Below are 24,485 nucleotides of genomic sequence, written 5' to 3'. Positions count from 1 at the left end.
AAACCTCTCCATTAATACTGAAAACGCTGGATAACACCAGGTAAATCTAAAATCAACGCAATACTGCCGTTGCCGGTAATCGTGGCACCAGCATAGCCAGAAATTTTCTTAAGCATCATGCCCAGAGGCTTAATAACCACTTCTTCCTGACCGTTTACCTGTTCAACCACTAAACCAGCACGCTGATTGCCAATCGATACGATGACGACCTTGTCGCCATCATAATCCTCTTTGACTTTTTCAGGCGCTAACCACTCTGATAAAAAGTACAGTGGAATACTTTTCTCTCTTAATCTGACCATCATTTGCCCGTCAATCATATTGATCTTATCGGATTCGTAATCAAAGATTTCCTGGACACTGGTTAAAGGAATGGCGTAATTATCTTCATCAAAAGCCACCATTAAGGTTGGCAAAATCGCCAATGTCAAAGGAACTCGAATACTCATGCGAGTCCCCTCTCCCAACACGGAGTGGATATCAATACTGCCGTTCAGCTTGGTAATCATGCTTTTGACCACGTCCATCCCAACGCCACGCCCTGAGATATCACTGATCTGCTCCGCTGTAGAAAAACCGGCCGACATAATCAATTCAAAGGCGGCTTTATCATCCAGCTGATTCGCCGTCATCTCATCCATTAAGCCTTTTTCCACCGCCTTGCGACGCAGTACATCAGGATCCATCCCCTTACCGTCATCAGTAATCGACAACAGAATATGATCCCCTTCTTGCTGAGCCGCTAAAATGACCGTGCCTTTTTCTGGCTTGCCGGCAGCAATTCGATCTTGTGGCATCTCAATACCATGGTCAACCGAGTTACGGACCAAATGCACCAAAGGATCGGCTAGAGCTTCCACCAGGTTTTTGTCTAAATCAGTATCTTCACCGACCAGCTCAAGATCAATTTCCTTACCAAGCTTACGTGCCAAATCACGTACCACCCGTGGAAAACGCCCGAATACCTTTTTAACCGGTTGCATCCGGGTTTTCATGACAGAAGTTTGCAGGTCTGTAGTAACATGATCCAAATTGGCTACCGCATTCGATAACTCTTCACTGCTTCCCTGAGTGGTTCTCAACGTGAGCAAGCGGTTGCGCACCAGCACCAGCTCACCTACCAGGTTCATAATTTCATCAAGACGACGAGTATCGACACGAACCGTTGATTCGGCTGTATTTTTACTGGACGCTTTAGCAGGACCCGCAGGAGCGACCGAGGGCTTCGGTGCAGACTCCTTAGGAGCGGCAGGTTTTGTATCGGCAGGTTTTGCCTGTGGCACCGGTTCAGAAGCAGGCTCAGGCATTGAAAGCGTTTCATCAACCTGTGCAAAATCCATTAAATCTCTTTGATTAAGTAAGGCCTCGAACTCATCATCGGTAATCTCTCCATCTGGATCGACCCCTTCCGGCAACTCTAATTTAGGTTCTTCAGGAATTTGCGGGGAAGAGGACGATGCTTCAGAAAGCATATCTCTTTGATTCAACAACGCTTCAAATTCGTCATCCGAAATCTCACCATCAGGATCAACCCCCTCTGGAAGTTCCAGTTTAATATCCGTTGTCATTGTGGCTGCATTATCTGCTTGTGTTTCAACTTCTTGTACCGCCTGACCTTTGGTAATCGCATCCAGCTCCTGCAACAAGCCCTGGTCATTTTCAGGCAGGTCTCTGGCTCCGCTGTTCAGTTGTTCGATGGAATCACTAATCACATCAAATGCTCTCAAAATTACATCGGCCACAACGGCATCATATTCCACGTCGCCATTACGGATTTTATCAAACACGTTTTCCGCTCGATGGCAGACCTCAATCAAGGGAGTAATACCGAGGAATCCAGCCCCCCCCTTAATGGTGTGAAAACCACGAAAAACCGCGTTCAATAAATCTCGATCACTTGGCGCCTGCTCCAGATCAACCAACTGCTCATTCAGTTGATCAACCAGTTCGGTCGCTTCTACCAAAAAATCCTGTAAAATATCCTCATCCACAACCTATACCTCATCTCTCATCAGCTATTCAAAGCTGTGATTGGATTGTTACTCTGATCTATAGGGCTCTTACAGCAAAACTCATGCCACGAATTCACCGTATACATGAAAATCGAGATCTCAAATTCCTAAATCACTTAACAGATCATCCACATCTGCTTGCGACTCGACAGCATCCAACTTTGATTTTGCCGTGACATTCGGGCCGACTCCTTTTTCGTGCTCGGCACTCTGCTCGGCTTCACTCTGTGTTTTCTGCGGAATGGCGTCGTAATCATGACGTGAACGCTCAATAAGGGCCTTCAGACTTTCTTCCAGCTCCGTCACAATCAAAATAACGCGATTCAAAACCTGTCCCGTTAAATCCTGAAATGACTGTGCCAACATAATATTGGTTAATTCCTGGCTCGCCTGATCGAGCAGAGGTTGGATTTTTGACACTTCATCTGAACCTTCGAGCATTGTGCCAACCTCTTCCAGCAGTCCTAAGGTATTCTCAGATGAGCCCAGGGTTTTATCACTGGCTTTCTGAGTTTCATTTAGCACATATTGAAGACGCTCGGTAATATCAGGAAGGTCATGCTTGGCGTGAAGCAACACCGGTGTATCAACATCCAGATCATCCAAGGTTTGATGCAAGTTTTTTGTCAACTCGCTGAGCTGCTGGTGCAATTCACTCTTGCGAATCTGAGTAATGTCATCCAATATTTCAACGGTACAGCGTTCATCACCCGCTTCCATTGCTTGCAACAAAGCACGAACCTTATCAACGTGAATATCTGTAGAAAATGTCATGAGTTCCTTCCTCTGGTCAAAAAAAAACCCCTTCTGCAAACACTTGCAGACGGGGTTTCTTTATCTTGAATTAACGAAAACCGAAACGAATCATTTATTTTGTTTTTCGGCTACGCGTTCAAAAATCTTCTGAATTTTTTCATTTAGCGTCGCGGCTGTAAATGGTTTAACAATATAACCATCAACACCTGCCTGAGCCGCTTCCAGGATCTGACTACGCTTGGCTTCAGCCGTAATTAACAGAAAAGGCGTGTCTTTCAGTTTCTCATCGGCACGCACGTGACGCAACAGGTCAATTCCTGTCATCTGCGGCATATTCCAATCGCTGACGATAAAGTCGTATTTGCCTGACTGCACCATTGGCCAAGCCGTTGCGCCATCATCTGCTTCGTCAAACTTACTAAACCCTAACTCTTTTAATAAGTTTTTAACAATACGACGCATGGTTGAAAAATCATCTACAACCAAAATATTCATATCTCTGTTAATTTGCATATCGTTTCCCTTAACGTCCTTTTTCTAATCCTTTACATCCAGTCCGCTAATCTGGATCGTAAGCGCTTAATGGCCTGACTGTGAATCTGACTCACTCGTGATTCACTCACCCCAAGCACTTCCCCAATTTCTTTAAGATTTAATTCTTCATCATAGTAGAGAGCCATAACCAGTTTCTCTTTTTCAGGCAACTGGCCAATTTGCTCCGCCAGAGATTCTTGAAAACCCGACTCCGTCAATTCAGCAAACGGCGTCAAAGACGAACTTGTGATTCGATCTTCTGACAACTCATCATGGTCCGGTTCATCAATCGACAGTAACTGCGCTCCCGTCGTATCCTGCAAAATGGCATGGTACTCGGTAATCGAAACCCCTAATTCCTGAGCAATTTCATCGTCTTTGGCTTCACGGCCATTGCGAGACTCAATACGATTAATCGCATCGCTGACCTCTCGGGATTTTCGATGTACAGACCGAGGCGTCCAATCGCCCTTGCGAATCTCATCCAACATGGCTCCGCGAATACGAATTCCGGCATAGGTTTCAAAACTGGCCCCCTGGCTGGCATCAAATTTCTGCATCGCTTCCATTAGACCAATAATGCCTGACTGAACCAGGTCATCAACAAAGACGCTTTCCGGCAAACGCCCTTTCATGTGGTACGCAATACGCTTGACCAACGGTAGATACTGCTCTAAATCATTATGGGAGCGTTGTGCTCCCTGTCTTTGAACCGCACTATATAGATCCGTTGCGCTCATGCCTGTTTCCTAATGACCTGATTGAAATAGGTTTTCGACAAAAAACTGCAAGTAGCCTGTAGCGCCTTGAGGTATCGGCCATGAATCAATCTCATATGCCATTTCTTTAAACGCCTGTGCAGCCGAACTATGGGGTTTACCCACCGTCACCGGAACCTGCTTTTGAACGGCTTCTCGTAAATCATTATCAAAAGGGACGGACCCCAAATAGTCCAATGATACATTCAAAAACTGTTCGCTGACTTTTGCTAATTTCTCGTACAGCTGGCGCCCGTGCTTCTCAGATCGGCTCATATTGGCCAACAAACGAAAACGCGTCACCTGATAGTCCCGACTTAAGACTTTAATAAGTGCATAGGCATCGGTAATAGAAGCCGGTTCATCAGTCACAACCACGATCACTTCCTGCGCAGCTCGACAGAAACTTACGACACTGTCGGCGATTCCCGCAGCCGTATCCACGATAAGCACGTCTAATTCGTCGCTCAGCTCCGAAAACGCGTTAATTATTCCAGCATTTTCCATAGCGGTCAATTGAGCCATACGCTTGACCCCAGAAGCGGCCGGAATGATTTTCAAACCTGCTGGCCCTTCAACAATAACCTGCTTAAGTGTTTTTTCACCATCAAGCACATGAGACAAATTATAACGAGTCTGTAAGCCGAGCATAATGTCGACATTGGCTAGCCCCATATCCGCATCCATTAACAAGACTCGGTTGCCCAATTTACTTAATGAGATCCCAAGATTAACGGACACATTGGTTTTCCCAACTCCCCCCTTACCACTCGCAACCGCCAACACTCGCACGGGCTTAGCGGCTGGTGTAGCACTTTGCACTTGGTTTGATTGCATTGCTCGCAAGCCGGCTGCTTGGTCATTGAGCATCACTTATCTCCTTTCCCATTCCCATCAGGAATGCACTCTCATCATTATCAATCTGCGAATTCTGTTGACCTAATACGATCGCGCGATCAATCAGCTGTCGTGGATTTACCGGGTTTAAATCTTCAGGAACACGCTGCCCCTCGGACAGAAAAGCCAAAGGCAATTTGTGCTCGATCAACACCGTTAAAATATTGCCTAACTGCAAAGCCTCATCGACTTTAGTTAAAATACAACCGCTCAAGCCCACGGCTCCGAACGACTTGACAATGTCTTTCATTACATTTAACTGCGTGGCCGCCGACATCACCAAATAATTGCGGACACTACTGACCCCTTCGTGTTCAGAAGTCAACTGTTGCGACAGCTGCAAATCTCTTTGACTCATCCCGGCGGTATCGATCAAAACCAGTTTTTTGCTACTCATCGAAGCCAATAATGCGTAAAGCTCACCTTGGGAGTTAACAACATGCACTGGCACACCGATCAGGTCGGCAAACGTTTTTAACTGTGCTTGAGCACCAATCTTATAGCAATCGGTCGTGATCAAAGCGAGCTCAGATGGACTGTTTCGCATGACAAAACGACTGGCCATTTTAGCAATCGTTGTGGTTTTCCCAACCCCCGTTGGCCCAACTAAAGCGACGATTCCGCCACGCTCAATAACATCTCTTTCTTCCACAGGAATTCTTTGCTCAATGTCCGCAAGAATTTCTGACCAGGCCTGGTGACCATATTGCAAACCTGAGTCGACAAGCTTTTCGCTTAGCGACCAGCCAACACCCAGTTTCACTAATTTCTTTATCAACGCGACTTTCTCTGGGTTGACGCGTTCGTTATGCCCCCACGCCAGTCCTGAGAGCTGATTCTCCAGCATGGCTCGGACCTGCTTCAACTCCTGGGCCATACTTGACAGCTCTGCCGAGTTAGGCGATGTTGAACTCACCGTTTCGGCATTAGGCATCAAAGGCATCTCTGGCGAGACAAAGCTACTTCCAAATTTTTGTTCCGCTTGTTTTTGCTGGTAATCCTGCGCTTCCGGATCTGCGGCTGCAACCACCTCAACCCCATCATCCGTGGTCCGGCTTGAAAGAATGACGGCATCTTCACCGCACTCATCTTTAACCAACAGCATGGCTTGCCGCATAGACGGAGCAAAGTAACGTTTAATTTTCACTTAGCCTCCCTGTCCCACATTTGCCACCACACTGATCTGTCGGTTTTCTGGCACCTCAGAATACGCCAAAATATGTAATGTCGGCAAACTGTAACGGAACAGCCTTGCCAACTGCGCACGAATTTGCGGAGCGACTAACAGAACCGCTGCCTGCCCTTCCATCTCAAGCTTCTGAGACTCTTCTTTCAGCGTTGCATGCAAGCGCTCTGCCAAACCGGGTTCAATTGCCAATTGTCCTTCTGGCGCCCCTTGGGTAGCTTGCAGCAACAACTGTTCCAACCCTGGCTCTAACGTAATCACTTTTAACTCAGAAGCGTTACCGACAATATCCTGCACGATGGAACGACCTAAAGCCGAACGGACATGCTGAGTGAGTTCACTCGCATCTTGAGTCATCGGCGCTTTAACCGTCAATGCTTCCAGAATGGTGCGCATATCGCGAATAGACACTTTTTCCTGCAGGAGATTCTGCAACACTTTAACCAACGTAGCCAATGACAAGCGATCCGGTACCAGTTCATCCACCAACTTAGGCGATGACTGCTTTAACTTATCCAACAGCTGCTGCGTTTCATCATGCCCCAACAGCTCGAAAGCATAATCCTGAACAATCTGACTAATATGTGTGGCGACCACCGTACTCGCATCCACCACGGTATAACCGAATGCCTGCGCTTGCTCGCGATCTTTGACATCAATCCAAACCGCTTCCAATCCAAACGTCGGATCGGTAGTGGTAATTCCCGGAACCTCACTCAAAACCTGTCCGGGGTTTATCGCCAATTCCTTATCAGGAAAGACCTCTCCTTCACCGAGGTTTACCCCCATGAGCATAATTCTATATTGGTTTGGTTTTAGGTCCAAGTTATCGCGAATATGTACAGGGGGAACCAAAAACCCAAGCTCTTGAGAAACTTTGCGCCGCACCCCTTTTACCCGATCCAGAAGCTGTCCGTTTTGACTTTGATCCACCATTGGGATCAAACGGTATCCGACTTCTAAACCTAAAATATCAACCGCTTGGACATCCTCCCAACTCAGTTCAGGTGGTTTGCTCTCCTCAACGGCTTCTTCTGTTGGTTGGGCTGTTTCCGTAGGCGCCTGCTGCTGTTTACGGTGAATCAAGTAAGCACCGGCCCCGGCCACACTGGCAAACGAAAGGAACGCTAAATTTGGCATCCCAGGAATCAACCCCAGAACACCGACAATACCCGCCGTCATCCCAAGAGAGCGTGGGTTGGCGAACATCTGCATCTGCATCTGCTCGCCCATCTCTTTCTGATCACCCGAGACCCGGGTGACAATAATCGCGGTTGCCGTTGACAGGAGTAAAGCGGGAATTTGTGCGACCAACCCATCCCCCAGGGTCAAAATAGTATAAACCTGGATCGCCTCACCAAAGCCAAGACCGTGCTGCCCCATCCCTATGGAAAAACCACCGATCAAGTTAATAAAAAGAATGATAATCCCGGCGACGGCATCACCGCGAACAAACTTGCTCGCCCCATCCATCGAGCCATAAAAATCGGCTTCTGAAGCGATTTCCCGACGTCTTTCTTGCGCTTGCTCTTGAGTAATCAACCCTGCATTCAAATCGGCATCAATCGCCATCTGCTTACCAGGCATGGAATCCAATGTAAAACGTGCACTCACTTCGGCGACACGGCCAGCCCCTTTGGTAATCACCACAAAATTGATGACAACCAAAATAGCAAAGACAACCAAACCAACGGCAAAGTTACCACCGATCACGAACTCACCAAACGCCTCAATGACGTGGCCGGCTGAAGCGCCACCTTGATGCCCCTCCAACAGAATGACACGGGTAGAGGCAATATTCAGCGCTAGGCGAAACAGAGTAGCCAGTAAAATAATGGTCGGAAAAATCGCGAAGTCTAACGGGCGCTTTGCATAAAGCGTTACCATCAGTACCACTAGAGAAAGCGCAATATTGAAGGTAAAGAAAACATCCAACAGCATTGGAGGAAGCGGAATCGTTACCATCCCTAACAATGCAAGGACAGCGATGGGCACGCCCAATCCGCGAGTCAAATTATGCCTGATAGTGGCCAGAAGCTGTTGAAAATCCATTATGTGTTTATATCACTGTACCTTATTCACTCGACTCGGCTTGCATCTCTTCCGGAATCGGTAAATCTTTAAAGTTTGTATCCGTTACTCGGCCGCCAGATTTTAATTGATAGACGTAAGCCAGTACAGCTGCGACCGCTTTAAATAACTCGTACGGAATTGGTCTTTCCACTTCCGCATTATAGTATAACGCACGGGCCAGTGGTGGTGCTTCAATAATCGGAATATCATGCTCCCGAGCGATGGTGCGAATCTGACTGGCCATAAAATCGGCTCCCATCGCCAATACAACCGGTTCTTGCATGCTTTCCGCATCGTATTTCAAAGCCACTGCAAAATGGGTCGGATTGGTGACAATCACATCCGCTTGTGGAACATTTTGCATCATACGGCTTTGTGACATCTCGCGCTGAACCTGGCGAATACGGCCTTTAACCTCCGGATTACCTTCCTGTTGTTTAAACTCCTCTTTGACTTCTTGCTTAGTCATTTTTAATTGTCGATTGTGGTCCCATAACTGAAATGGCACATCAATCATTGCAACAATAATTAAGGAAAGGCTTACAAAAATAAACGCTTGAATAATCAAGGTACCGGCATGTGCCAAGGCTTGTTTAAGAGGTTCTGCCCCCAAGCCCAAAAGCTCGGCAAACACCATATATAAGAACACAGTTGCAATCGCAATCACCAACGTAAATTTGGCCAATGCTTTCACCAGTTCCAACAACGCTTTAAACGAAAACATTCGCTTGATGCCAGAAACTGGATTCAACTTACTGAGCTTGGGAGCCATTGCTTTAGCACTGAAGGCCCAGCCACCAAGCAACAAAGGAGAAACAATAGCGATAAACGCCATCAACAGCATAAATGGCAATACCATATAAATGGAAGCGAGCAACATGCTTTGAATCAGCTCCCACATTTTTAGTAGATCAAACGCATGATCACGATCAAAGCTCAACCCTTTGATCGCGATCGCCTGAACCTCCAATAGCATTTGCCCACCATAAAACAGTAAAAAGAAGGCCGCAGAGAGCGTTAACAGTAAGGTTGTCAACTCCCTAGAACGCGGTATCTGGCCTTTTTCCCTGGCCTCTCGCCGCTTTTTCTCGGTGGGTTCTTCGGATTTTTCTGTACCGTCTTCGTTTTCAGCCATCTTAGTTACCTGTGTTTAACTGAAGACCGGAAATCAGATCCAATGAACGATGGATCATTTCCTGAAGATGAGGCAGAATCAACGGCGTCGTCAAGGATAACATGACCAGGCCTGCTAACAATGTAACCGGAAAACCGACAGCAAAAATATTCAGCGCTGGTGCGGCACGCGTTACCACACCAAAAGCCACATTAATCAATAATAATGCCGTCACCGCAGGTAAGGCCACCAAAACACCTGCTGAAAACATATAACCGCCAAACTCGACCACCTCTCGCAGGCTCTGCTGGGTTAAAAAATTAGTTCCGATGGGCAAATATTCAAAGCTGTCTACAACCACTTGAATCACCAGAAGATGACCGTTTAGCGCTAAAAACAACAAGGTCACAATAATGGTAAAGTATTGAGAAACAATAGGAGAGTTTACCCCTGTAGCTGGGTCTACCATCTGTGCAAATGCCAGCCCCATCGCCGTCGCGATCAAATGCCCCGCCATCACAAATGCCTGAAATACAATCAAGAAGACTGTTCCCATTACCAGGCCGATCAAAATTTGCTGAACAAGATACAACACTCCCATCCAAGTAAAGGGGTCTACCGGAGGCGGCAGGGTTAAATTCGGGGCAACCACAAGAGTAATCAATAACGTCAGAATAATACGGGTTTGCGGGGTAACCACAGAAACACTGTATAGAGGGAGAATGGAAAGCATGGCACCGATTCTGACAAACGGCCAGAAATACAATCCCAGCAGTTGCAAAAATTCGGTATAGCTAAAGGTCATAGTTACCCAATCAATGCGGGAATATTTTCATACAGTTCCCGAGTAAAAGAGATCAACGTCGTCAGCATCCAAGGCCCAAAGATAACCAAGGCTATCCCAACAATAGCCAACTTGGGAATGAAACTTAGAGTCATCTCGTTAATCTGGGTCGCTGCCTGAAACATTCCCACCAGAAGACCAATGATCAAGGCTGGTATTAATAGTGGTCCAGCCAGCATCGCTGTGACTTCAAGCATTTTTTGGCCAAGACTCAAAACCATATCCTGTTGCATCAGACACCTCCCGGCACAACAAAGCTGTTCGCCAATGTTCCCATAACCAGTGCCCAGCCATCAATTAAGACAAACAGCATCAGTTTAAAGGGTAATGAAATGATCATTGGGGAAAGCATCATCATCCCCATTGACATAAGCAAACTGGCAACCACAAGATCGATAATCAGAAACGGAATAAACAGCATAAACCCGATCTGAAAAGCTGTTTTCAGTTCACTGGTCATAAAAGCAGGAATCAAAACCTTAAAAGGAATATTTTGTGGATCCTCAAGCGTGACACCTGCCATCTCTGCAAACATCCCCAAGTCGTCTTCTCGCGTCTGTTGCAACATAAACTGATACATCGGCTTGGCGCCATTCTCGACAGCTTCCTTAAACTGAATCTGTTCATCCAGGTATGGGGCTACCGCCGTATCATATACCTTGTCTAGCACCGGCGACATAATGAAAAGAGACAAAAACAAGGCTAAAGCAATGAGTACTTTGGTTGAAGGGGTTTGCATTGTACCTAACGCCTGTCTCAGCAGGGCTAGCACAACAATAATCCTTAAAAAAGAGGTCATGGCAATTAACGCTGCTGGGAGCAGCGTTAACCCGGTCATGAGCAACAGTATCTGGATGGTTAAAGTATAATCTTGGTTACCTGCCGCATCCGTTTCAACCGTAAATGCCGGGATTCCTGGCATGGCCCAACTTAACACAGGAAATAACGCAAGAAGTGCAAATAGAATCGAATTAAAGACTTTCACTGTGGTTACGTCATCCCTTACTCTTTTGTTCCGCCACTGCAGACTCCACCTCTTGTAAAGCGCCCGAGTTAACCGCCCGCTTCGGCGTTAAAGCCTCTTGAAACCTTTGAGAAAATGAAATGTTGTTGCTTTCGGATTGTGGCATAGAAACGGGCTCTTGCAACTGATGGAGGGTACTGATCTTACTGCTGGTTACTCCTACCAACACCTGCTCCTTACCCACCTGCAGCAGCAAAATGCGCTCTCTTTGCCCGACAGAAAGGGCTCCAAGAACTTTCAAATTCCCATCAGCAACTCCGGGGAAACGACCATATCGACGCAAGAGCCAAGCCGCGACAAAAATGATCAATAGAACCAGTAGCAGAGAAAAGAGAATTTGAACAAAGTAATCGCTCGGCTGAGTCACAGAATCGCCAATTTTAGCCGTTTCTTGAGCAAAACTCGAAGACGAAAACACGGTGACTATAAACGCAAAAAGAGGTTGCAAAGAACCTCTTACTTTTAGACACGTACACATTACTGTAATTGGAAAAACCGTCATAGCTATTTAAGCTTCTTTATTCGATCTTGCGGGCTGATAACATCGGTGAGACGCACGCCAAACTTATCATTTATCACCACAACTTCACCATGAGCAATCAACGTCCCATTAACCAATAAATCGAGTGGTTCACCGGCTAGACGATCCATTTCAATCACCGAACCTTGCGTATAAGAAAGCAGATTGCGAATCGAAACTTTAGTTCGCCCTATCTCCAGCTGTAAAGTGACCGGAATATCCAATAGAACATCTAAATCCACTTTTTCAGAACTGTCACCACGGCTTGCAGACAGCTCATCCAAAGTTGAAGTCTGAGCGTCTGATTCTGCTGCGGCTTGCTCATTTAAAGCCGCACCCCAAGGATCTTCAGCAGATGCAGATTCGTCAGAATCCGCCTCCGCTTCGGCTTGTTCAGCCAAAGCATCACCCCATGCACTCAAATCTTCTTCATCACTCATCATACCACTCCTTCACATTGTCCACACGGCGTTCTTGATATGCCGGGTGATGTAAAATACTTTCTATCTTTATGGCTTTCTTATTATGGCTTTCACCAAGCTTGCCACGCATGATGGCAATTCCTTCCGCTTTCACCGTCACCTGTTTCGGCATTTCAATCGGAATAATATCGCCTTTTTCCATCTTCACCAGGTCGTCCATACTCATCTGCAATTCCAGTAAATTCGCGGACAGGCCTATTTCAATATTCTTAGCTTCTTCTTTCAGGGTACGCGACCATCGATTATCACTTTCACCTTGTAAGTTCTGCATGCCCTCTTCAAGCTTATCACGAATCGGTTCAAGCATCGCATAGGGCATGACAATATCAACACGCCCTTCAACCCCCTCAAAACGAACATTAATCGGGCTAACGACAATCATGTCGGTTGGATCGACAATTCCCGCAAACTTAGGATTCATCTCCGAATGCATATACTCGACTTCGATGTCCATAACCGGACCCCAAGCTTTACGCAAGTTATCAGATGAAATATCCAGAATACTGCGAACCATGCTCATTTCTACAGGCGTATATTCGCGGCCTTCAATTTTGAAAGGAAGCAATCCAGTACCGCCAAAATAGATATCTACCGCTGTAAAAATAAGCTTTGAATCCAAAGTGAATAGCGAGACCCCATTCAAAGGGTTAATGCGATAAATATTCAAGCTGGTCGGTACAAATAGATTTCGCAGGTAATCAATCATTTTAATGATTTTGACTTCGCCAGGAGTGACCTCGACACTGGCCATCACCATCTCATTAAAATGCCTTTGAAACCCTCTTGCAAAACGCTCGTTAATGATATCCAGTGCCGGCAAACGCCCACGTACAATGCGTTCCTGATTAGTAAAGTCATACACCTTTGCAGATGTATTCTCACCGGAATCATCGTCCTCGGTATCAATATCACCGCCCCCCATACCTCGGAGCAGAGCATCGACTTCGTCTTGACTTAGAATATCATCCATTTATAGCGCCTTGTTTTTCTATCCTACTGCATGACAAAACGTGTCATATAAACATCTACTAATAAATCCGGATAGATTTTATGTTTTTCCAAAATGCCTCTGGCCGTTGCCAAAATTTCTTCTCTTAGCTTATCGGGCCCATCAGGAGTATTTAAATCGTTGTAATGCTGGTTTCTTAGAAGGCGCTGAATATCATTTTTCAGAATAGGACGCAGGTGCTCCATTTCGCCATCCGGCCCAACCAACTGGGCATAATATGAAAGAAACTTAAGATCGACCGCTAAAAATTTAGCTTGGCCATCACCGTTAAAATTCACCACAAACTTATCCATGGTGAAATACATCGGCGGCGTTTCCGGCGTTGGCGGATCAAATTGTTTGTATTTAGGTGAGTAGCTGATGGCATTTGGATTTTCAGGGTCAATTGCTCCACCATGATTCGCATCAGCATGCATTTCGGTATCCGCGGCACCATTACCATCTGACTTGTCGCCACCGCTCATCAGCAAGAAGACCAAAACCCCTATACCGATAACCAATAGAATCATTACAACCAGTAAAATAATAATCAGGCCTTTACCACCGCCACTTTTCTCTTTTACTTCTTCTTCCGCCATTCTTTGTCCTTTAACTCTATTTCGTCCACATAGTTAGACACATAAACCTAAAAATCCATCCAATTATAGCTAACCGCCGGGGTTTGCCAATTGTTTATTTAAATCCTCTAGCACCGGGGCTTCACTTAAACTTTTCAGGCGCGCTTCCGCTTCTTTGGTCAGAACAACAATACTGATTCGACGGTTTCTTGGGTTATAAGGGTTTTCCTTATCAAAAGGAACGGTATCAGACAGACCCACCACTTGGGCAATGCGATCCCCTTTTACCCCGCCATCCAGAAGCAAACGACGCGCCGCATTGGCTCGATCTGCCGACAATTCCCAGTTTGTATACTCAGCATTACGATGATACGCAGAAGAATCGGTATGCCCGGTAATGCTGATTTTATTTCCGGTTTTAGCAAGCACTTTTCCAACTTCTTTTAACAGATTTGCAGCATAATCCCTAGGCAAGTCCACTCCAGATTCAAACATCGGTTTTTTACGATCATCCAAAATCTGCACCTCCAAACCATTTGGAGTAATATCGATTTTTAACTGCTCTTTTAACTGATTTAGGGTTGGATTCTCATTTAACTTTTGCTCCAAAGCGCGCTTTGTTGATTCAAGCTGTTCTTTTTCTTTGGCCCCGTCTAAGTTTTCAATTTCGCCTTTAGGGGCATCCTGAAAGCCACCCATATCGATCATGGAGTCAGAAGGACTGTTACTCTCAGACTCGATCAACTTCATTGGCGTTGCTTCGATCACCGTTGGATCCCGGAAATATTCAGCAATCGCTTTCATCTCTTCATCATTAACGCCGCTCAACACCCAAAGCAATAGGAAAAACGCCATCGTAGCGGTCATAAAATCGGCGAATGCAATTTTCCACGCACCACCGTGTGCACCATGTGGACACTTTTTTATCCGCTTAATTATTATGGATTGTTCATCACTCATTGCGACTCTCTTATCTTGTTAAGCCTACTTATTTTTGGCTTTGAAGATACTCATCCAGTTCTTGAAAGTTGGGACGGATGTCGCCTGGTATGGCTTTTCGACCAAATTCAACCGCCACCTGAGGCGCGTAACCATTCAAATTCGCCATTAAACAAGTTTTAATCACACTGTAAAACGCGCTCCCCGCATTGGCTCTATTAGCCAAGTCGTTAGAGATAGGCGCAACAAATCCATAAGCCACCAAGATCCCTAAAAAGGTTCCGACCAATGCAACCGACATATGGTGAGCAATTTCCATCGGTCCGGCATCCAAATAAGACATGGTGATAACAATCCCTAATACCGCGGCCACAATACCAAAGGCAGGCAGCCCCTCTGCCACTTTGCCCACGGCTTCTGAAGGCATCAAAGCTTCGTGATGATGCTGATCCAATTCTAAAATCATCAGATCTTCCAGCTGGTAAGGGTTCGAAGCGCCACTGATCATTAAGCGCAAATAATCACAGATAAAATCAATCGCATGATGATCCTTCGCTACCAAAGGATATCGATTGAATAACTCACTAGAGTGAGGTTCCTCGACATCGGCTTCGATTGACATCAAACCTTCACGACGAGCCTTATTAAAAAGACTGAACATCAGCCCCAACAACTCCATATGTAACTCTTTGGTGTAAGGAGAGGGTTTGGCAAGCCCTAAGCCCTGGCTAAATCCGGCTTTGATCACCCATCCAGGATTAGCGATGACATAGGCGCCTAGTGCGCCACCACAAATAATCAGCACTTCCAGCGGCTGGATCAATATCCCAACGCTACCATGAGGCAGATACCCACCTAAAAGCGTTCCTATCACAACCAGAGTACCAACAATTGCTTTCATACCAGAGTTACCTTGTTTTAATCTTTTTCACTCAGAGTTTATTTAATGTTTTTGAACAATTGAAGCCAATGCTTTTTGTGCATCTAACAACTGAGTCAAATTATCATTAATCTGGCCCAAAACATCCCCAACTCTACCCGCTTGAGTTTGGGTCGCTTCCACACGCTGTTGGCCATGCTCCATAACCTCTACCGCATTACGAGCGCGCTGTTGAAGCTCTTCAATAATCGTTTGAATTTCTGTCGTGGCCTGCTGAGTTTTTCCGGCTAAAATCCGCACTTCATCGGCAACCACAGCAAATCCACGGCCGTGCTCGCCGGCACGTGCAGCTTCAATAGCCGCATTCAATGCAAGTAAATTGGTTTGCTCTGCAATATCTCGAATCAACACTAACACCGTTCCAATATTACTGCTGTCTTCTTCTAAACGCTTAATAACCTCAGAGGCGTGAGTCACCTCTTCATTCAAACCAATCACTTCTTCAATGACATGGTCAACAGACTCTTTACCTTGCACCGAACCTTCGTTTAATAACTCAACCACAGTGGCTAATTTTTCCGAAGTATTTTTAAGTTCAAAACTCTCGTGCTCATTCTCAACACCTGATGCACTCGCCGCCATTTCATTCTGTTGGTGATAGCAAGCCTCTAAAGTTTGATTAAGCTCTTGAATTTGACTTTCCATTTCTGAAACCTGTCGTTCCAACTGCTGCTTGGATTGCTCAGCATAGTCTATTTTTTCCTGGGCCGTTGAGAGCAACTGATTAATTTTCTTCAACAGTTTGGGATTAGTGTTTTCCGATTTCAGAGAAGCACTCAACTCCCCTGTTTTCAATAACTTTTGTAGGTCTTCAAGCAGCTCTGTTTGCTCACAAATTGATGACTTATTACACCATAATAAATAAACCAACGAAGCCACTATTACCGTTGTAATCCCAACCGCAATTGCAATAAAGCCTGCAGTCGGCACCCCTGTATTTTGGCCTTCACCGGCCAACACCATTGTGGGCAAAAACAGAACCATAGCCATTGCTGTTTTGTGAAAACTTTTCATCTTATGCTCCTAGGCGTAAAAGTCGACGAGATTATCGGTAGTATGAGTCGTAACGTCGGCTTCATTAGAGGCCTCCATCCCCAATTCTGCAGTAGAAGGGTTGCTTCCTTGTTGTTGGGACGTCTCATCCTCTCCATTCATATTTTCAGCAAATTCTCTTTGATCACTCACATCCACGGATCCAAGATCAACGCCTGCCTGCTCCATCATTTCACGCAGCCTCGGCATTGCGAGCTCAATCGCTTCTCGCGTAGAACCGTGATGAGCACTCATTACCACATGGACCTGCTGATCTCTGTCGACATGTAGTTTAATCTGCACAGGCCCCAACTTTTCAGGGTTCAAGGTAATTTGCGCCTGCTGAATTTGGTTATTGGCCATATAGACCACTCTTTGACCAAATGAGTTACCCCACCGAGCATGGTTGACCGGCAAACCGATACTCTGCAACCCTTGAGGCAATTGGCCTCGTCTGTCCGATGACACAGTGGTATGCAGCATATCTAAATCAGAAGTCGTCTCTGTATCGGAGGCTAAGACGGTCATGTCTACGTTCGGGTTTTGGGTAGCAATTCGCTCAATATTCTGTTGTAGATTCTGCTGGCGCACCGTTTGTACATTTTGAGCCATCGTCTGTGCCATCTGCATAAACTGCTGCTGAGTGGCTTGTCCTTGATTTTGCTGTCCTGACTGCTGCTGTCCCTGCCCGGACGAATTCATTCCACTTTGCCCAGAATCGCCACCTAATGCGCTTCTATTATTGGCCTGGTGAGAATTCCCCGCACCATCCTGAGATAGATTAATACGCATTGAAGTCATATCCGGCTTCGCTTCCTGTTTAACAGCCGTGTGCTCAGACGCGCCAAAAGCAGAGGCAAGGACCGCATCATCCTGTGGAGCGTTTTCCATGAACTCGCCAACCACCTCACGTCTTTGCTCGGCAGAAGCATCCAACTCTGTCTTCACCAGCTCAGGGCTACCGGCGGCATCTGCTTGCAAAGTCACTTCGGTAGTCTCGAGACTACCCTCCAGCTCGTCTTTAGCGACAATCCCCAAGCCATCTGCATTTTCAGAGCCGTCGGATTCTACCAGAGCAGCCCCGACTCTACCAGCAGGCATCGGGGTTACCTGCCCCAGCATTTTGACTTCAGCAAGTGCCGCTTCACCCATCTCCTCTTCCCCTGAAGCAAGGGCTTGGATTGCTGCGGACTTTTCTATAGACGGCAATTCACTCTTATTGAGAAAAGCATGCTTTTGATTTTCACTGCGGAACCATTGTGGCGCATTCTCAGAAGCAACGGTGTTTTCACCAGTCTGATCGTCAGCACGGCAATGATTCAATGGCAAACCTGTCACGGTCGATCGAAGTGTTGACGCCTCTTCAGAAGCAGAAGCGTCTTGCAACCCTTTCAAATCTTCAATATCAGAACGAGCTCTTACAAATTGCGTCACTTCATCATCTGCATAAAGATGTGCTACTTTTGACTGTTCCGCAACCGTTCCTATATTTCGTTTCGGTGAGCGCAATATATCCACGTGATTAGGCTGCTCTTGTTTTACTGCACTCAATCCATCATTCTTAGAGGCTTGTTGTACCCTGCTAGCGTGCTCAATCGCAGACACTGCATGCTCTTTCATGATCGACGATGCAGGGACAGCTGCTTCACTCGTACTGTGCTCTCCTGCTTTCAAGGTTGCCCCATCGCTTGATCGCCCGGATTCATGGAGAGACAGTTCGTGTTCCTCAGGATGAAACACAAATCCTTGAGCGCGTTCTTTTGCAGACTCCGGCGTCACATCCGCCACTTTTTGCGCTGCTTGAGCAACCCCACTTAGCGAAACGGCTTCATCAGATAATGCGGACTCTCCCCCTTCAGATAAAGCCTCTTGCACGCCTAGGGAGGGGAAAGTGGCATCCGCATCAATCGGTGCAACCACTTCCGATTCCGAAGGCAGCCCCTCCTTAAACGCTAAGAACGGAAAAATACCTGCTTCTTTTTGTGCAGCCTCCCCGGACGTCGCTACTTTTCCATCAACCCCACTGTCTTCGGCGAGTGCACCGACATTTACATGGGCGAGCGACGCCGCCGAAAGCCCAACGGGGCTCCCGCTTTCCGACCATGTTTTTTTGACCAGGCCTGCTAAAAATCCCGGCGCGCCGCCTTCCTGATCATTAACGGCACTTCCAAAGACTTCGGCAAAGCCCCCTCGAGAGGGCAAATTTTGCCGTAGAGAGGCATCCGCAGCCGCTGATTCATAGCCTTTTGAGGTTAATAGTACTTGTTCTAACATTGCGTTTTACCACATAGATATTTATCTGCATCATCCACAAAGCAATCTATGTGCCTAAAGCTCAGACTTAACATATAAAATGAATATTATTAGCTGTTTCGATAAGAAGACTGACTGGATAGTTCATCCAAAAAGCGCTGTTCAGCCCGGTTAATACGGGCCTGCTCATCTTTCTCAAGACGTAACAGCAATTTCTGCAATGCTTTCAGGCGACTTCTCTTTTCCAACCACATGTCTCGGGCGCGCTCTACGGTGTGAGCTAAATCATCAACTTTTTGACTTTCCGCGGTAATGGCATCTTGAAGCTTATTAATGAATGCCTGAGTTGAAAGCACCTGAATCGGCTGGATCGTAGAACCATTAGCGGTAGAACAAGGGGAGTAATCTGAAACATAGGAACGCAGCATTTCCAACTGCTGGGCGTGCAATTGATACTGTCCCTGCAATTCAGCCAACGTTTTGACAGCCTTATCCTCTTCTGATTCGGCTAAACCGACTAATGTCTGAATTTTTTGAATGCGAGAACTCACAAAAACCCCAAGAATAACTTTTAGTTAATGAATGGAAATCAAACGCTATTCACCAAGCGTTTTCTGCAGTTCAAGCGTACTGTGCTTAACATCAAAACATTCCCCAATTTCCTGGGAAAGAAACTGGTTAAGCAGCGGATATTTCTGGATAGCCGCATCAATTTGCGGATCCGTTCCTTTACGGTACGCTCCAACATTAATGAGATCTTGGTTTTGCTGGTAAGTCGAATAAAGCTGCTTGAAACGTCTAGCCAGGCCCAACTGCTCTTTAGAAACAATTTCTACCATCACACGACTGATCGACGATTCGATATCGATGGCGGGGTAACGCCCAGAATCCGCAATCTCACGAGACAGGACAATGTGGCCATCCAAAACTCCCCGTGCAGAATCCACTACCGGATCAGATTGATCGTCACCTTCTGCCAAGACAGTATAAATAGCGGTAATCGACCCTGCCCCCTCTTGGCCATTACCCGCCCTTTCAACCAGTTGCGGCAACTTCGAAAAAACCGACGGGGGATAGCCTTTGCTGGCTGGGGGCTCGCCTACAGCCAGCGCGATTTCACGCTGAGCTTGTGCAAAACGCGTCAAGGAATCCATTAAGAGCAAGACATTCAAACCTTGATCACGAAAATATTCAGCGATAGCCGTTGCCATCATGGCGCCATGCAGCCGCATCAATGGAGGGTCATCCGCTGGCGTAGCGACGACGACTGAACGCTTCAACCCCTCTTCGCCCAGGTTATTGCGAACAAAATCATTCACTTCACGGCCACGTTCTCCAACAAGACCAACCACCACAACATCCGCATTCGTGTAGCGAGTCATCATGCCCAGCAACACACTTTTACCCACCCCGGTTCCAGCCATCAAACCAATACGCTGACCTCTGCCCAGTGTCAGCAAGCCATTAATCGCTTTGATCCCGACATCCAGAGGTTCGGAAATCGGCGCGCGTTTCAACGGATTTATCCGCCTTCCTGATAAAGGCACTTCTTGCTCGGTTTCAATGCTCCCTTTATTATCTAAAGGCTGACCTGACCCATCAACGATTCTACCTAACATAGCATGGCCTACTCGGACTTTTACCCCACCTTGAACCGGAGTCACTTTGGCATTCGGAGATAACCCCTGGGTATCCCCAATCGGCATCAGGTATAGGCGGTCATCATGGAAACCAACCACTTCCGCCTCGATTGGTTCGCCATGCTTGCTCTCAATTTGGCACCTTGATCCAACAGGGGCATAGGTACCCACAACCTCCAAGGTCATTCCGACCATGCGCACTAAACGACCGGAAACCATTAATGAGGAAGGCAGGGAAATTTGTTGAGAAAGGCGATCAAGCTTATCCAACAAGGATTGATTTAAGTCTTGAGAAAAACTCATCTTCACTCCTTTATTAAGGCTCAATAACGCCAGAAATAAACGGTATCGTAAAACGAATAGAAGAGAGGTGGGGCCTAATCATGAACATCAACATGAGCTTGAGAGCGCTGCTGGTCTTCAGCCACGGCTTGTGCCTGTAGCTTTACCGCCATAGTTTGAAACCGGTTTTTCCAATTATGATCGATGGAAGAAAAATCTTGCTTAACTCGGCACGTCCCTTCTGAAACCGCCTCATCCGCATGTAAACGCCAGTTTTTGGCAACGTCATCAGAGTGGCTTTCAATCAACTTCAGGTCGTTAGGATGTAAAAAGACATCAATCGGCGCCAGACTGTCATTGAGCGTATTAACCGCTTCATGGATGATTTTAAAGACCCAATCAGAGCGCCCTTTAATTTCTTGTTGTATGACCTCTTCAGCGACCTGTAACGCCAAGTGAGTCAGACTTTCATAAACCTTATTCTCCAACAGCCTATATGGGGCATTTAATGATGATATTACCCCATCCATACGCTCTAACTCATTGGCCAGCTGCTTTTCTGCTTCAGCCAAGGCAATCTCTTTGGCTTCCTGCTGCCCAAGCTTCTTGCCCTCTTCGTACCCCGCATCGAAACCTTCGCGTTTAGCCAATTCGTAGGTTTCTTTTTTCAAAACTTCTGTTTGGCGTTGAATCTCTGGCTTTAAGCGTTCTTGAATTTCTTCATAGACCTTTTGTTCGGTTTCTAAGGCCTTAAACCGCTCTTCTTCTTCGAGATTATTCAATGTCCAGGGACGGATTTCAGGTGCAGCCACCTGCTCGGCCGGAATGACCGTAGCCAGTTCGATCTCCTCTTCGTCAAGTGAAGGAGCCTTTGTTGATTGGGCCTCATCCACTTACACAAACTCCTCACCAGAACCAGGCATCATCAACTTCTCTTCATCTGCTAAGCGACGTACAGTTTGGACAATCGTACGCTGCGCCTCTTCAACAGCACTGAGTTTAACTGGACCGCCTGATTCCAAATCATCACGCATAATATCCGCTTGACGCTTGGAGACGTTCGCCAAGAACTTCTCTTTGAGCTTATTGTCCGCACCTTTGAGAGCCAACAACAAGACCTCATTGGGCACTTCGGCAACAATCGTTTGAATACCACGATCGTCAATGCCTTCAATATCATCAAAGACAAACATTTTGTCCTGAATCGCTTTACTGACATCTTCGTGTTCGATCGCGATATCATCCAAAATTCGTGAGTCCACGCCGCTACCAACCAAGTTGAGAATCTCAGCCGCCCGCTTCTCTCCACCAATCGTGGCCAGCTTGCCGCCTTCACCATCACTCGACGCCTTTTCAAGCACATCATTCAAATCAAATAACGCACGGGGCTGAATCGTCGTCAAAGTGGCAATACGATAAATAACTTCAGCCTGAAAGCGTTCCGGAATCCCTCTTAACACTTCAGCGGCTTGGTCTGGATCAAAATAAGAAAGCACAATGGCCACCACCTGAGGGTGCTCATTTCTGAGCATATTGGAGATGGTTGACGGATGCATCCATTTGAGCGCTTCAAGCCCTTTCACTTGATCACCCAACAAAGCGGCATCCATCAGGTGGCCGCCGCCTTCGCCCAAGGCATCCGCCATCAAAGCCTGTGCATATTCGTTAGGATCCACACCCAGCGCATCCTCGCCCATTTCATCCAGAAACGCTTGCATCACTTGATGAATATCATGACGCGTCACGTTCTCAACCGATGTCATCGCCGAACCGAGCTGCTGGACTTCTCTTGGATTGAGGTGCTTAAGCACTTGAGCGGCATTCTCTTTACCCAACGCGAGAAGAAAAATGGCCGAACGATCCAAGCCACTTAATTCTTTAACCTCTTCAATTTCACCTCTTGCGTCCGGCATCACTTACTCCCTGACATCCATTGCTTGATAATATGGGCTGCGACCTTAGGATCAGAAGCCACAAGCGTACGCACTTTCTCAATCATGTCATGCTCCTCATCCGACTCAGCCTCGGCCTCAGCAGCGGTTTGCTCAACTTCTTCATTCATCTGTTCGAGTGCCTTGGAAATTTCATCGACATTTTCAATTTCCTCTTCTTCCTCAGGCACCTCTTCCAGATAAGTAACCACTTCTTCTTTCTTCGACAACTCTTTCAACATGGGTCGAATCACGCCAAAGATAATAATCAATACCGCCAGGCCTGCCAGCAATTGCTTGACCAAATCCCAGAACCAGTTTTGCTGCCAGATCGGCGCAGGTTCTTCTTCCTCTTGAGGAGCGACGACAAATGAAGCATTGACCACCGTTAAGGTGTCTCCTCGGGCTTCATCCAAGCCAACCGTATCACTCACCAGACGGCGATAACGCAGCAATTCATCTTCCGTTAAAGGGGTACGCACCAAATTTTGTTCGGCATCCAAAGAAGTTTTATCATCCAACACCACCGCAACGGAAAGGCGGTGAATATTTCCTACGGAATTTTTAATATGACTGACCGTTCGATCTAGCTCATAGTTCTTAGTGGTCTTTTCTGAAGAATTACGCAAATTAGGGTCGGCGTTTTGTCCACTATACCCCTCTTCAGGCGCAATACCCGCCCGAGGAGGTTGATTAGTTAAGGCTCCCGGGATGCCGGTTGGACCTTCATTACGGTTGATTTCCTTGATCTTTTGCTCAGAGCGGATTGCTTCTGGATCCGGTTCATAATTTTCACGCGTCTGCTCTTGCTGCGTAAAATCCAACTCCGCTGTGACTTGCGCTCGAACCTTGTTTTCCCCACCAACAATAGGTGCTAACAGTTTAATAATTCGATTCGATAGGGTTTCTTCAACCATACGCGTATAGTCAAGCTGCTTAATACTCATATTCAAAGTACCGCTTGCATGCGCATCACCCGTCAATAAATTACCGTTCTGATCGACGACAGTGACATCTTTGACGTCCATATTGGGAATACTAGAAGAGACCAAGTAGACAATTGAACTGACCTGCTCATCATTTAAGCTTCGTCCTGGGTAAAGCTTAACCACGACTGATGCAGACGGCTTTTGCTGCTTGCGCACAAATACAGAACGTTTGGGCATCCCCAGCATGACTCGAGCGGATTTCACCGCATTGATGGATGCAACCGATTTTGCCAACTCACCTTCAAGTGCACGATGGTATTGTGTGGTTTCTTTAAACTGAGAAATACCAAAGCCCTGTTCAACGTCAAGAAGCTGGTAGCCGGTAGCGGCTTGCTTAGGGTAACCGGCTGCTGCCAGCTTTAAACGGAGTGAATAGACTTGATCCGAAGGCACCAAAATGCCTCCGCTGGTCTGGTCAATACGATAATCCACCTGCTCTTGTTCAAGGGTTTGAACGACTTCGTTGACATCTTTAGCATCCAGGCTACCAAATAACAGTGTATAAGGCTTATCTTGTGACCAGAGCAGGATACCGACAACAAGAGCTACAGCCGCTGCTAACGCAATTACGAGACTGACCTGTTTAGCAACGGAAAGCGCCATCAGATTATTCAAAAGCGTCGAACCAAACCCCGTCGGCTGCTGGGGAGTTAAGGTTGGATCCATTGACGCTTGCTGATCAGCCATAGATTATCTTCTTTATGATTAAGAAA

General features: G+C 46.6%; 24 protein-coding genes. All 24 read right to left on the bottom strand.

Translation table 11 applies throughout. From position 1 onward, the window contains the following. Nucleotides 1–11: 11 nt before the first annotated feature. Nucleotides 12–1,991 (bottom strand): chemotaxis protein CheA, encoded by a 1,980-nt coding sequence (locus QCB44_RS02935; RefSeq protein WP_279407835.1) that lies wholly within the window; start codon nt 1,989–1,991, stop codon nt 12–14. A gap of 120 nt (nt 1,992–2,111) precedes the next feature. After that, nucleotides 2,112–2,786 (bottom strand): protein phosphatase CheZ, encoded by a 675-nt coding sequence (locus tag QCB44_RS02930; protein ID WP_279407834.1) that lies wholly within the window; start codon nt 2,784–2,786, stop codon nt 2,112–2,114. A gap of 90 nt (nt 2,787–2,876) precedes the next feature. Continuing rightward, entirely contained in the window at nt 2,877–3,275 is a 399-nt protein-coding gene (locus tag QCB44_RS02925; RefSeq protein WP_279409179.1) for a chemotaxis response regulator CheY, read from the bottom strand. Nucleotides 3,276–3,313: 38 nt separating this feature from the next. Then, nucleotides 3,314–4,042 (bottom strand): RNA polymerase sigma factor FliA, encoded by a 729-nt coding sequence (locus QCB44_RS02920; protein WP_279407833.1) that lies wholly within the window; start codon nt 4,040–4,042, stop codon nt 3,314–3,316. Nucleotides 4,043–4,051: 9 nt separating this feature from the next. Beyond that, a complete protein-coding gene (locus QCB44_RS02915; RefSeq protein ID WP_279407832.1) occupies nt 4,052–4,930 on the bottom strand; it encodes a MinD/ParA family protein in 879 nt (292 codons plus the stop codon). Continuing rightward, a complete protein-coding gene (gene flhF / locus QCB44_RS02910) occupies nt 4,920–6,104 on the bottom strand; it encodes a flagellar biosynthesis protein FlhF (protein ID WP_279407831.1) in 1,185 nt (394 codons plus the stop codon). The genes QCB44_RS02915 and flhF overlap by 11 nt, the downstream gene beginning before the upstream one ends. Next, nucleotides 6,105–8,195 (bottom strand): flagellar biosynthesis protein FlhA, encoded by a 2,091-nt coding sequence (gene flhA, locus QCB44_RS02905; protein WP_279407830.1) that lies wholly within the window; start codon nt 8,193–8,195, stop codon nt 6,105–6,107. Nucleotides 8,196–8,217: 22 nt separating this feature from the next. Next, nucleotides 8,218–9,351 carry a flagellar biosynthesis protein FlhB gene (flhB, locus tag QCB44_RS02900; protein ID WP_279407829.1) on the bottom strand — a complete coding sequence of 378 codons (1,134 nt, stop codon included), beginning with the start codon at nt 9,349–9,351 and terminating at the stop codon, nt 8,218–8,220. A 1-nt stretch (nt 9,352) separates the two neighbouring features. Further along, nucleotides 9,353–10,135 (bottom strand): flagellar biosynthetic protein FliR, encoded by a 783-nt coding sequence (fliR, locus tag QCB44_RS02895; RefSeq protein ID WP_279407828.1) that lies wholly within the window; start codon nt 10,133–10,135, stop codon nt 9,353–9,355. 2 nt (nt 10,136–10,137) lie between these two features. After that, nucleotides 10,138–10,407, bottom strand: coding sequence for a flagellar biosynthesis protein FliQ (fliQ, locus tag QCB44_RS02890; RefSeq protein ID WP_279407827.1), 270 nt, complete (start codon nt 10,405–10,407; stop codon nt 10,138–10,140). Then, nucleotides 10,407–11,096, bottom strand: coding sequence for a flagellar type III secretion system pore protein FliP (gene fliP, locus QCB44_RS02885; protein WP_279407826.1), 690 nt, complete (start codon nt 11,094–11,096; stop codon nt 10,407–10,409). The genes fliQ and fliP overlap by 1 nt, the downstream gene beginning before the upstream one ends. Before the next feature lie 73 nt (nt 11,097–11,169). Further along, the gene (fliO, locus tag QCB44_RS02880; protein WP_279407825.1) at nt 11,170–11,700 is read right to left on the bottom strand and encodes a flagellar biosynthetic protein FliO; all 531 of its coding nucleotides are present in this window, start codon (nt 11,698–11,700) and stop codon (nt 11,170–11,172) included. Between the two features lie 2 nt (nt 11,701–11,702). Further along, entirely contained in the window at nt 11,703–12,158 is a 456-nt protein-coding gene (gene fliN, locus QCB44_RS02875) for a flagellar motor switch protein FliN (protein ID WP_279407824.1), read from the bottom strand. Then, nucleotides 12,151–13,170 (bottom strand): flagellar motor switch protein FliM, encoded by a 1,020-nt coding sequence (fliM, locus tag QCB44_RS02870; RefSeq protein WP_279407823.1) that lies wholly within the window; start codon nt 13,168–13,170, stop codon nt 12,151–12,153. The genes fliN and fliM overlap by 8 nt, the downstream gene beginning before the upstream one ends. A 23-nt stretch (nt 13,171–13,193) precedes the next feature. Next, complete coding sequence (locus QCB44_RS02865; RefSeq protein WP_279407822.1) at nt 13,194–13,787, bottom strand: flagellar basal body-associated FliL family protein; 594 nt, start codon at nt 13,785–13,787, stop codon at nt 13,194–13,196. Nucleotides 13,788–13,856: 69 nt separating this feature from the next. After that, on the bottom strand, nt 13,857–14,726 hold the full coding sequence (gene motB, locus QCB44_RS02860; protein ID WP_279407821.1) for a flagellar motor protein MotB: 870 nt from the start codon (nt 14,724–14,726) through the stop codon (nt 13,857–13,859). Between the two features lie 28 nt (nt 14,727–14,754). Continuing rightward, entirely contained in the window at nt 14,755–15,606 is an 852-nt protein-coding gene (gene motA / locus QCB44_RS02855) for a flagellar motor stator protein MotA (protein WP_279407820.1), read from the bottom strand. A gap of 42 nt (nt 15,607–15,648) precedes the next feature. Continuing rightward, nucleotides 15,649–16,659, bottom strand: coding sequence for a methyl-accepting chemotaxis protein (locus QCB44_RS02850; RefSeq protein WP_279407819.1), 1,011 nt, complete (start codon nt 16,657–16,659; stop codon nt 15,649–15,651). Between the two features lie 9 nt (nt 16,660–16,668). Next, the gene (locus QCB44_RS02845) at nt 16,669–18,951 is read right to left on the bottom strand and encodes a flagellar hook-length control protein FliK (RefSeq protein ID WP_279407818.1); all 2,283 of its coding nucleotides are present in this window, start codon (nt 18,949–18,951) and stop codon (nt 16,669–16,671) included. A gap of 89 nt (nt 18,952–19,040) precedes the next feature. Further along, nucleotides 19,041–19,481 (bottom strand): flagellar export protein FliJ, encoded by a 441-nt coding sequence (fliJ, locus tag QCB44_RS02840; RefSeq protein ID WP_279407817.1) that lies wholly within the window; start codon nt 19,479–19,481, stop codon nt 19,041–19,043. Nucleotides 19,482–19,526: 45 nt separating this feature from the next. Further along, nucleotides 19,527–20,873, bottom strand: a complete 1,347-nt coding sequence (gene fliI / locus QCB44_RS02835) for a flagellar protein export ATPase FliI (RefSeq protein WP_279407816.1) — start codon at nt 20,871–20,873, stop codon at nt 19,527–19,529. A 74-nt stretch (nt 20,874–20,947) separates the two neighbouring features. Next, a complete protein-coding gene (locus QCB44_RS02830; protein WP_279407815.1) occupies nt 20,948–21,745 on the bottom strand; it encodes a FliH/SctL family protein in 798 nt (265 codons plus the stop codon). Beyond that, complete coding sequence (gene fliG / locus QCB44_RS02825) at nt 21,746–22,765, bottom strand: flagellar motor switch protein FliG (protein WP_279407814.1); 1,020 nt, start codon at nt 22,763–22,765, stop codon at nt 21,746–21,748. It abuts the gene before it with no gap. After that, nucleotides 22,765–24,459, bottom strand: a complete 1,695-nt coding sequence (fliF, locus tag QCB44_RS02820; protein WP_279407813.1) for a flagellar basal-body MS-ring/collar protein FliF — start codon at nt 24,457–24,459, stop codon at nt 22,765–22,767. Before fliF ends, fliG begins: the two co-directional genes overlap by 1 nt. Nucleotides 24,460–24,485 lie beyond the last annotated feature (26 nt).

It is taken from the genome of Thiomicrorhabdus sp. zzn3, from assembly GCF_029767755.1.
Lineage (GTDB): Bacteria > Pseudomonadota > Gammaproteobacteria > Thiomicrospirales > Thiomicrospiraceae > Thiomicrorhabdus.
Note: the sequence above shows the minus strand (reverse complement) of the source record. Positions and strands in the feature narration are given on the sequence as shown.

What these genes read in the sequence shown, in the direction of transcription:
- QCB44_RS02930 (WP_279407834.1), bottom strand. Translation starts at nt 2,786, where the DNA reads ATGACATTTTCTACAGATATTCACGTTGATAAGGTTCGTGCTTTGTTG.
- QCB44_RS02920 (WP_279407833.1), bottom strand. Translation starts at nt 4,042, where the DNA reads ATGAGCGCAACGGATCTATATAGTGCGGTTCAAAGACAGGGAGCACAA.
- QCB44_RS02915 (WP_279407832.1), bottom strand. Translation starts at nt 4,930, where the DNA reads ATGCTCAATGACCAAGCAGCCGGCTTGCGAGCAATGCAATCAAACCAA.
- flhA (WP_279407830.1), bottom strand. Translation starts at nt 8,195, where the DNA reads ATGGATTTTCAACAGCTTCTGGCCACTATCAGGCATAATTTGACTCGC.
- flhB (WP_279407829.1), bottom strand. Translation starts at nt 9,351, where the DNA reads ATGGCTGAAAACGAAGACGGTACAGAAAAATCCGAAGAACCCACCGAG.
- fliR (WP_279407828.1), bottom strand. Translation starts at nt 10,135, where the DNA reads ATGACCTTTAGCTATACCGAATTTTTGCAACTGCTGGGATTGTATTTC.
- fliQ (WP_279407827.1), bottom strand. Translation starts at nt 10,407, where the DNA reads ATGCAACAGGATATGGTTTTGAGTCTTGGCCAAAAAATGCTTGAAGTC.
- fliP (WP_279407826.1), bottom strand. Translation starts at nt 11,096, where the DNA reads ATGCCAGGAATCCCGGCATTTACGGTTGAAACGGATGCGGCAGGTAAC.
- fliO (WP_279407825.1), bottom strand. Translation starts at nt 11,700, where the DNA reads ATGACGGTTTTTCCAATTACAGTAATGTGTACGTGTCTAAAAGTAAGA.
- fliN (WP_279407824.1), bottom strand. Translation starts at nt 12,158, where the DNA reads ATGAGTGATGAAGAAGATTTGAGTGCATGGGGTGATGCTTTGGCTGAA.
- fliM (WP_279407823.1), bottom strand. Translation starts at nt 13,170, where the DNA reads ATGGATGATATTCTAAGTCAAGACGAAGTCGATGCTCTGCTCCGAGGT.
- QCB44_RS02865 (WP_279407822.1), bottom strand. Translation starts at nt 13,787, where the DNA reads ATGGCGGAAGAAGAAGTAAAAGAGAAAAGTGGCGGTGGTAAAGGCCTG.
- motB (WP_279407821.1), bottom strand. Translation starts at nt 14,726, where the DNA reads ATGAGTGATGAACAATCCATAATAATTAAGCGGATAAAAAAGTGTCCA.
- motA (WP_279407820.1), bottom strand. Translation starts at nt 15,606, where the DNA reads ATGAAAGCAATTGTTGGTACTCTGGTTGTGATAGGAACGCTTTTAGGT.
- QCB44_RS02850 (WP_279407819.1), bottom strand. Translation starts at nt 16,659, where the DNA reads ATGAAAAGTTTTCACAAAACAGCAATGGCTATGGTTCTGTTTTTGCCC.
- QCB44_RS02845 (WP_279407818.1), bottom strand. Translation starts at nt 18,951, where the DNA reads ATGTTAGAACAAGTACTATTAACCTCAAAAGGCTATGAATCAGCGGCT.
- fliI (WP_279407816.1), bottom strand. Translation starts at nt 20,873, where the DNA reads ATGAGTTTTTCTCAAGACTTAAATCAATCCTTGTTGGATAAGCTTGAT.
- fliG (WP_279407814.1), bottom strand. Translation starts at nt 22,765, where the DNA reads ATGCCGGACGCAAGAGGTGAAATTGAAGAGGTTAAAGAATTAAGTGGC.
- fliF (WP_279407813.1), bottom strand. Translation starts at nt 24,459, where the DNA reads ATGGCTGATCAGCAAGCGTCAATGGATCCAACCTTAACTCCCCAGCAG.